The organism is Streptomyces aurantiacus JA 4570, assembly GCF_000414115.1.
Lineage (GTDB): Bacteria > Actinomycetota > Actinomycetes > Streptomycetales > Streptomycetaceae > Streptomyces > Streptomyces aurantiacus_A.
On sequence record NZ_AOPZ01000396.1, the window covers coordinates 1 to 7,455 of the forward strand.

The 7,455-nt window shown below is 74.8% G+C and carries 6 protein-coding genes and 1 pseudogene; 4 read left to right on the plus strand and 3 right to left on the minus strand.

Features of this window, described 5'->3' with window-relative positions:
- The coding region (locus STRAU_RS31620; RefSeq protein ID WP_052029371.1) for a TerD family protein at window positions 1-764 on the minus strand (764 nt) is incomplete at its 3' end.
- 355 nt (window positions 765-1,119) lie between these two features.
- Between STRAU_RS31620 and STRAU_RS31625 the strand changes: the two genes are divergently transcribed.
- The 4 genes and pseudogenes from STRAU_RS31625 (at window position 1,120) to STRAU_RS40885 (ending at window position 6,016) form a co-directional block, all read left to right on the plus strand.
- Complete coding sequence (locus STRAU_RS31625) at window positions 1,120-2,286, plus strand: HpcH/HpaI aldolase/citrate lyase family protein (protein WP_037663220.1); 1,167 nt, start codon at window positions 1,120-1,122, stop codon at window positions 2,284-2,286.
- A complete protein-coding gene (locus STRAU_RS31630) occupies window positions 2,283-4,811 on the plus strand; it encodes a phosphoribosyltransferase (RefSeq protein ID WP_016644485.1) in 2,529 nt (842 codons plus the stop codon). Before STRAU_RS31625 ends, STRAU_RS31630 begins: the two co-directional genes overlap by 4 nt.
- 122 nt (window positions 4,812-4,933) lie before the next feature.
- Window positions 4,934-5,691 (plus strand): annotated as a pseudogene (locus STRAU_RS31635) (HAD family hydrolase).
- 103 nt (window positions 5,692-5,794) lie between these two features.
- The gene (locus STRAU_RS40885; RefSeq protein ID WP_037663222.1) at window positions 5,795-6,016 is read left to right on the plus strand and encodes an FmdB family zinc ribbon protein; all 222 of its coding nucleotides are present in this window, start codon (window positions 5,795-5,797) and stop codon (window positions 6,014-6,016) included.
- Window positions 6,017-6,072: 56 nt separating this feature from the next.
- Here STRAU_RS40885 and STRAU_RS31645 read toward each other — a convergent pair whose 3' ends face one another.
- Both STRAU_RS31645 and STRAU_RS31650 read right to left on the minus strand, forming a co-directional pair.
- Window positions 6,073-7,044 (minus strand): sugar kinase, encoded by a 972-nt coding sequence (locus STRAU_RS31645; RefSeq protein WP_203227491.1) that lies wholly within the window; start codon window positions 7,042-7,044, stop codon window positions 6,073-6,075.
- The coding region (locus STRAU_RS31650) for a bifunctional 4-hydroxy-2-oxoglutarate aldolase/2-dehydro-3-deoxy-phosphogluconate aldolase (protein WP_037663224.1) at window positions 7,041-7,455 on the minus strand (415 nt) is incomplete at its 5' end. The genes STRAU_RS31650 and STRAU_RS31645, both read right to left, overlap by 4 nt.

The following is a 7,455-nucleotide window of genomic DNA, read 5'->3' on the forward strand; positions in this document are numbered from 1 at the left end:
GGCGGCCCCGGCGGGTAGCCGTACGCGGGCTGGGGCGCCGGGGGCGCGGGGGCGGCCGGGTACGGGGCGGGGGGCTGGGTGTGCGCCGGGGGGAGCGGGGCGGCCGGAGCCGCAGGGACCACCGGGGCCGGGGCGGCGGGTGCCACGGGCCCCGTCGTGCCCAGGCGCTGCGTCTGCGGCAGCGAGGCGTCGGGAGTCGGCTCGGGCACGGCGTCCGACTCGTCCACGGAGATGCCGAAGTCGGTGGCGAGGCCCACCAGGCCGTTGGAGTACCCCTCGCCGAGGGCCCGGAACTTCCAGCCCTCGCCGCGGCGGTACAGCTCCCCGCAGATCAGCGCGGTCTCGGCGCCCGTCTCCGGAGTGATGTCGAAGTACGCGAGCGGTTCGGCGTCGGCCGCGGCGGGCGAGGCGTCGTACAGCAGGATCCGCAGCGCGCGGACGTGCTCGAACGGCACGTCGTCGGCGGAGGCGACGAGCAGCACGCGACCGACCGCGGGGTCCAGGCCCGCGAGGTCGGTCTGCACGGTGTCCGTCAGGCCCTCCGCGACCCGCTTCTTGCCGAGCCGCCAGACCTTCCCGGAGGGGTGGCGCGGCTGGTTGTAGAAGACGAAGTCCTCGTCGGAACGCACGCGGCCGTCGGTGCCGAGCAGCAGCGCCGACGCGTCGACGTCCGGGGAGCCCTGGCGCGGCGTCCAGCGCAGCACGGCGCGGACGGCGGCGGCTTCGAGCGGGACGTTCGACCCCTTCAACATCGCGTGCGTCATGCGGTCATCCTGCCTTCCTGGTACTCGGCCGGACAACGCGGGTCCCGCGCCGCCGACCGGTTCCTGGCCCTCCCCGATTACGCCCCGGCGCGGGCCCCGCACCCGGGCGAACACTTTCGGACACCTGCCCGTCCTGGCCCTGTCTTGTCCGCGTACTGCCCGTCTTCCGGCCTATGACACCTGCCTGTGCCGGTGTGGGGCAGACGTGTGCGACATGGCCGGGTTACCTGAATTTCATGCCCGGAGGGAACCCCCGACACCCGCCCCTACGTACTATTACCGGCCACATCATTTCGCATCGCGCCGACGATCCGGGTGATTCGGGCGAAATCAGGAGAATCCCTAGGGGAACCCCATGCGTCATTTCGGGCACATAGCCCCAGAGGTGCGACAGCGCCTCTTCCACCGGGAGCCGTGTGTCTTCACCGCGGACTCCCCGCCGCAGCTCCTCGCGGCCGCGCTCGGCGCCACGCTGTACAGCCCGGCCACCCGCCCGCGGCTGGCCGACGACATCCTCAAGCAGTCCGGCCGTGGCGTGATCTCGATGGTGATCTGCCTGGAGGACTCCATCGGCGACGCGGACGTCGTGGCCGCCGAGGAGAATCTGATCCGGCACCTCACGGATCTCGCCGGCCGCCCGGACGCCGAGCCGCCGCTGCTCTTCATCCGCGTGCGGCACCCCGAGCAGATCCCTGACCTGGCCCGCAGGCTCGGCCCCGCGATCCGCCTGCTGTCCGGATTCGTACTGCCGAAGTTCACCGAGGAGCGGGGCGTTCCGTTCCTGGAGTCGCTGACCGCCGCCGAGGCGGCCACCGGGCGGCGCCTGTTCGCGATGCCGGTCCTGGAATCACCGCAGCTCCTGTACCTGGAGAGCCGCGCGGTGACGCTCGAAGGCATCGCCCGCACCGTCGACAAGTACCGCGACCGGGTGCTCGCGCTGCGCCTCGGCGTCACCGACTTCTGCTCCGCGTACGGCCTGCGCAGACCGCCGCACATGACGGCGTACGACGTCCAGATCGTCGCGTCCGTCATCGCCGACGTGGTGAACCACCTCGGCCGGGCCGACGGCACGGGCTTCACCGTCACCGGGCCCGTCTGGGAGTACTTCCGCGTCCAGGAGCGGATGTTCAAGCCGCAGCTGCGCCAGAGCCCCTTCCTCCAGGTGCGCGCCGAGGAACTGCGCCAGGCCCTCATCGAGCACGACCTGGACGGCCTCCTGCGCGAGATAGAGCTGGACCGCGCCAACGGCCTGCTCGGCAAGACCTGCATCCACCCCTCGCACGTGCTGCCCGTGCACGCCCTGTCGGTCGTCAGCCACGAGGAGTTCAGCGACGCGCAGGACATCCTGCGCCCGGAGCGGGACGGCGGCGGAGTGCTGCGCTCCGCGTACACGAACAAGATGAACGAGGTGAAGCCGCACCGCGCCTGGGCCGAGCGGACCCTGCGCCGCGCCGATGTCTTCGGCGTCGCGCGCGAGGACGTCGGCTTCGTGGAGCTGCTCAGCGCGGGGCTGCCCTCATGACGGAGAACATGATCAAGGCAAGGAAGACAGCAGACGTGGTGTGGTCGGGTACGTGGGTCGCCGAGCGGCTCGGGGTCGAGCTGGACGGCGACGGCCGCTTGCGGGACCTGCTCGGGCTCGCCCTGCGCCGCAACCCCAAGCGGGCGCATCTGCTGGTGTCGAACGTCCTCGGCAAGCACGTGCCGCAGCACCCCTCGGTGATCTGGCGCTCCGGGTACGACCTCGGGGTCCGCGTACGGGAACTGCTCGGCGAGGACGAGACCGCCCGCGCCGTCGTCCTCGGCTACGCGGAGACCGCCACCGGCCTCGGCCACAGCGTCGCCGACGGCCTCGCGCTCGCCCCCTACCTGCACTCCACCCGCCGCCCCGTCCCCGGCGTCGCGCGCGCGGGCGGCTTCGAGGAGTCCCACTCGCACGCCACGTCCCACCTGCTGCTCCCGGAGGACCCCCGGCTGCTCGCGGGCGACGGCGCGCTGGTGCTCGTCGACGACGAGTTCTCCACCGGCAACACGGTCCTGAACACCATCCGCGCCCTGCACGAGCGCTTCCCGCGCGAGCGGTACGTCATCGTCGCCCTGGTCGACATGCGCGCCCCCGAGGACCGCGACCGTCTCGACGCCTTCGCGCGCGAGATCGGCGCCCGCGTCGACCTGGTCGCGCTCGCCTCCGGCACGGTCCGGCTGCCCGACGGCGTCCTGGAGAAGGGGCAGGCGCTGGTCGCCGAGCACGAGGCGGGGGCGGCGCCGGTGCCCGCGCCGCGCGCGGAGCGGGGGCCCATCAACCGCGTCGGCCTTGACTGGCCCGCGGGCGTGCCCGACGGCGGACGGCACGGCTTCACGGCCGCGCACCGGGCGCGCCTGGACGCGGCGCTGCCGGGCATGGCCGAGCGGATCGCCGCCGCGCTGCCGGACGGCGCGCGCCGCGTGCTCGTGCTCGGCTTCGAGGAGCTGATGTACGCGCCGCTCGCGCTGGGCGTGGCCCTGGAGCAGCGCCTCGGCGGCGCGGCGGGCGGTCCCGAGGTCCGCTACTCCACGACCACCCGCTCGCCCGTCCTCGCCGTGGACGACCCCGGCTACGCCATCCGCACCCGCCTGGTCTTCCCGGCGCACGACGACCCGGCCGACGGTCCCGGGCCGCGCTACGCGTACAACGTGGCGGGCGGCGGCTTCGACGCGGTGGTCGCGGTGGTGGACTCCACGGCGGACACACCGCCGCTGCACGCGCCCGACGGGCTGCTGGCCCAGCTCGCGGCGCACACCGGCCATGTGCTGCTCGCCGTCGTCCCTTCGTACGTCCCGTCGCACGCGTCCCCGCACGTCTCCTCGTACGCATCCTCGTACGCCCCCCGAGATCAGGAATCCCGCATGCTGCCCGACCCCCTCCGCGGCCCCGCCTTCTCCTCCTATGCTCCCGAGGACGTCGGCTGGCTGCTCCAGGATCTGTCGGACGTCACGCTCGAAGCGCCCACCGAGGAGCGCGAGGAGGCCATCCAGAGCGGCGGCGCGCACTACGCCGAGTCGCTGCCGGTCGAGTACCAGCCGAGCCCGCAGTACCAGGAGCTGTTCCGGGCCGCGCTCGACACCTCCGCGGCCCGCATCGCGCAGGCCGTCGGCACGGTGACCGAGACCGTTCTCGCCGAGCGCTCGCCCCGCCCGGTCCTGGTGTCGCTGGCCCGTGCGGGCACGCCCGTCGGTGTCCTGATGCGCCGCTGGGCCGAGCACCGCCACGGCCTGGACCTGCCGCACTACGCCGTGTCGATCGTGCGCGGCCGCGGCATCGACGCCAACGCGCTGCGCTGGCTCGCCGCGCACCACGACCCGGCCGACGTCGTCTTCGTCGACGGCTGGACCGGCAAGGGCGCGATCACCCGTGAACTGGCCGCCGCGATCGAGGAGTTCGAGGAGGCGGGCGGCGCGCGGGGCTTCAACCCGGAGATGGCCGTGCTCGCCGACCCCGGCTCCTGCGTGCGCACGTACGGCACCCGCGAGGACTTCCTCATCCCGTCGGCCTGTCTCAACTCCACGGTCTCGGGCCTGATTTCGCGCACCGTCCTGCGCGCCGACCTGGTCGGCACCGACGACTTCCACGGCGCGAAGTTCTACCGCGAACTCGCGGACACCGACGTGTCCCGCGACTTCGTGGCCGCCGTCGCCGCCCGCTTCGACGAGGTGGCCGAGGCGGTCGCCGCCCAGGTCAAGGAGGTCCTCGCCGCGGACCGGGCGCCGACCTGGGAGGGCTGGGCCGCCGTCGAGCGGATCAGCGAGGAGTACGGCATCCACGACGTGAACCTCGTCAAGCCCGGCGTCGGCGAGACCACGCGCGTGCTGCTGCGCCGCGTGCCGTGGAAGATACTCGCCCGCGCGGGCGCGGGGGCCGACCTCGACCACGTACGGCTGCTCGCCGAACAGCGCGGGGTGCCCGTCGAGGAGGTCGCCGAACTCCCGTACACCTGCGTGGGGTTGATCCACCCCAAGTACACGCGCGGGGCGACGGGGGCGGACGGCAAGGCGGTGGCCGCCGCATGAGCGCGACCTCGCAGTCCGGCGTTGTTCCGGGGCCGGGCGCCGCGGGGCCCGGCACGCGGCTCCTCGTCGCCAGCGACCTCGACCGCACCCTCATCTACTCCGCCGCCGCACTCGGCCTGCGCATGCCCGACGCCGAGGCCCCGCGCCTGCTCTGCGTCGAGGTGTACGAGGGCAAGCCGCTGTCGTACGTCACGGAGGCCGCCGCCGGGCTCCTCGTGGAACTGGCGGAGCGCGCCGTCTTCGTGCCCGCGACGACCCGCACCCGCGAGCAGTACCACCGCATCCATCTGCCCGGTCCCGTACCGGAGTTCGCGATCTGCGCCAACGGCGGGCACCTGCTGGTCGACGGTGCGTCGGACCCGGCGTGGCGGGCGGCCGTCGACCGCCGGCGGCCGTCGACCGCCGCCTCGCCGCCGAGTGCGCGTCCCTCGACGAGGTCCGCGCGCACCTGCTGCGCAGCGCCGACCCGTCCTGGCTGCTCAAGGAGCGCGTCGCCGAGGACCTCTTCGCCTACCTGGTCGTGGATCGCTCCCTGCTGCCCGCCGAGTGGGTCAAGGAACTGGCGGAGTGGGCCGTGGGACGCGGCTGGACCGTCTCCCTCCAGGGCCGCAAGATCTACGCCGTGCCGCGGCCGCTCACCAAGAGCGCGGCCATGCGGGAGGTGGCGCGCCGCGCGGGCACCGACGAGGTCCTCGCCGCCGGCGACTCCCTCCTCGACGCCGACCTCCTCGCCGCCGCGGACCACTCCTGGCGCCCGTCCCACGGCGAACTGTCCGACACGGGCTGGACGGCGCGGGGGCTGACGGTGGTCCCTGAGCGGGGGGTGGCTGCGGGGGAGGCGATACTGCGCGACTTCGTGAGGGCGGCGACCACGCGGTAGACGCCCCCTCGCGACGGGCAGCCGGGCCGCGCGGTGTGCGGCGCGGGGTCCGCCCCTGCGCCCGGGCAGCGCCCCCGGCGCCCCGCCCACGTACCCTGTCCCCATGCCCCGATACGAGTACCGTTGCCGCCCCTGCGGCACCACCTTCGAGCTGTCCCGCCCCATGGCGGAGTCCGCCGCCCCGGCCACCTGCCCGGCGGGTCATGAGGACACGGTGAAGCTGCTCTCGACCGTGGCGGTCGCCGGTACGGCCGCGACCCCGGCGGGCGCGGCCGGCGGCGGTGCCGGTGGTGGCGGTTGCTGTGGAGGCGGTTGCTGCGGCTGACGCGGCGACGGCGAGGCGCCGGACCGCCCGACGGCCCAGCGCCCCACCCCGGAGGGCTAACGCAGCACAGCCCCGTCTCCCGCGTCCAACATCCCCAACTCCCCCCGCGTGGGCGCCCCTTCCCAGTCGCCCCGTGACGCCACCGCGAACGCCCCCGTGGTCGCCCCCCGCTCCAGCCGCTCCGCGACGCCCGCGCCGTCGAGCAGTGCGGACAGGTATCCGGCGACGAAGGCGTCCCCGGCCCCTACGGCGTCCACGGCTCGCACCGTCCGCGCGGGGCAGTGGAGTTCGCCGGACTCCGTGTACGCCGTGGCGCCGCGCGCGCCCAGCTTGACGACGACCTCGCGTACCCCGAGCCCGAGCAACGCCCGTGCCCGGCCGGGGAGTTCGGTGGGCGCCGCGTCGGCGGTGAGGCACAGTGGCAGCTCGTCGTCGGACGCGACGAGGACGTCCACGTACGGCATCCACTCGCGCAGAACGGCCCCGGCCTCCTCGTGACTCCACAGCCGGGAGCGGAAGTTGACGTCCAGGCACACCTGGACGCCGAGTTCGCGCGCACGGCGCAGGGCGTGTTCGCACGCGGCCCGCGCCGAGGCGCCGAGCGCCGGGGTGATGCCGGTCAGATGCAGTACGCGCGGCGGTGCCCCGCCCGCGAAGGCCCGCTCGGCGGCGTCCACGCCGAGCCGTGACCCGGCCGACCCGGCCCGGTAGTAGTGCACCCGCGTCACCTCGGGCAGCCGCGGCTCGAACAGCAGCAGCCCGGTCGGCGCCCCCGCGTCGCGGCTCGCGCCGGACACGTCCACGCCCTCGGCCCGCAGTGTGCGCAGCACCAGTTCACCGGCCTCGTCGTCGCCGACGGCCCCCGCCCAGCGGACGGCGTGCCCGAGCCGGGCAAGACCGATGGCCACGTTCGACTCGGCCCCCGCGACGGACACGGCCATCGAACCCCCGAGTTTCAGGGGCCCGTCGCCGCGCAGCGCGACCATGGTCTCGCCGAAGGTGAGGACGTCCACGCCTGCGGCGCTCACTCGCACACCGCCACGAAGCGGCCCGCCCGCCGCCGCAGCCCGTCGAGGTCCCCGCCGTCCGCGGCGTCGCCGACCAGCGGGGACCCGACGCCCACCGCCACCGCGCCCAGCTCCAGGTACTCCGCCGCGGCCGTCGCGTCCACGCCGCCGACCGGCACGAACGGCAGGCCGGGGAAGGGGCCGAGGAGCGCCCTCAGGTAGGCGGGGCCGCCGACCGCCGACGCCGGGAAGACCTTCAGGGCGGTCGCCCCCGCCGCGTCGGCCGCGATCACGTCCGTCGGCGTGAGGACCCCGGCGAGCACGGGCAGCCCCCGGCCGAGTGCCGCGTCGACGCCCGGGCCGAGACCCGGCGTCACCACGAGGTTCGCGCCCGCGCCGGCCGCGCGCGCCGCGTCGTCCGCCGTCAGGACC

What these genes read in the sequence shown, in the direction of transcription:
- STRAU_RS40885 (WP_037663222.1), top strand. Translation starts at nt 5,795, where the DNA reads ATGCCCCGATACGAGTACCGTTGCCGCCCCTGCGGCACCACCTTCGAG.
- STRAU_RS31630 (WP_016644485.1), top strand. Translation starts at nt 2,283, where the DNA reads ATGACGGAGAACATGATCAAGGCAAGGAAGACAGCAGACGTGGTGTGG.
- STRAU_RS31625 (WP_037663220.1), top strand. Translation starts at nt 1,120, where the DNA reads ATGCGTCATTTCGGGCACATAGCCCCAGAGGTGCGACAGCGCCTCTTC.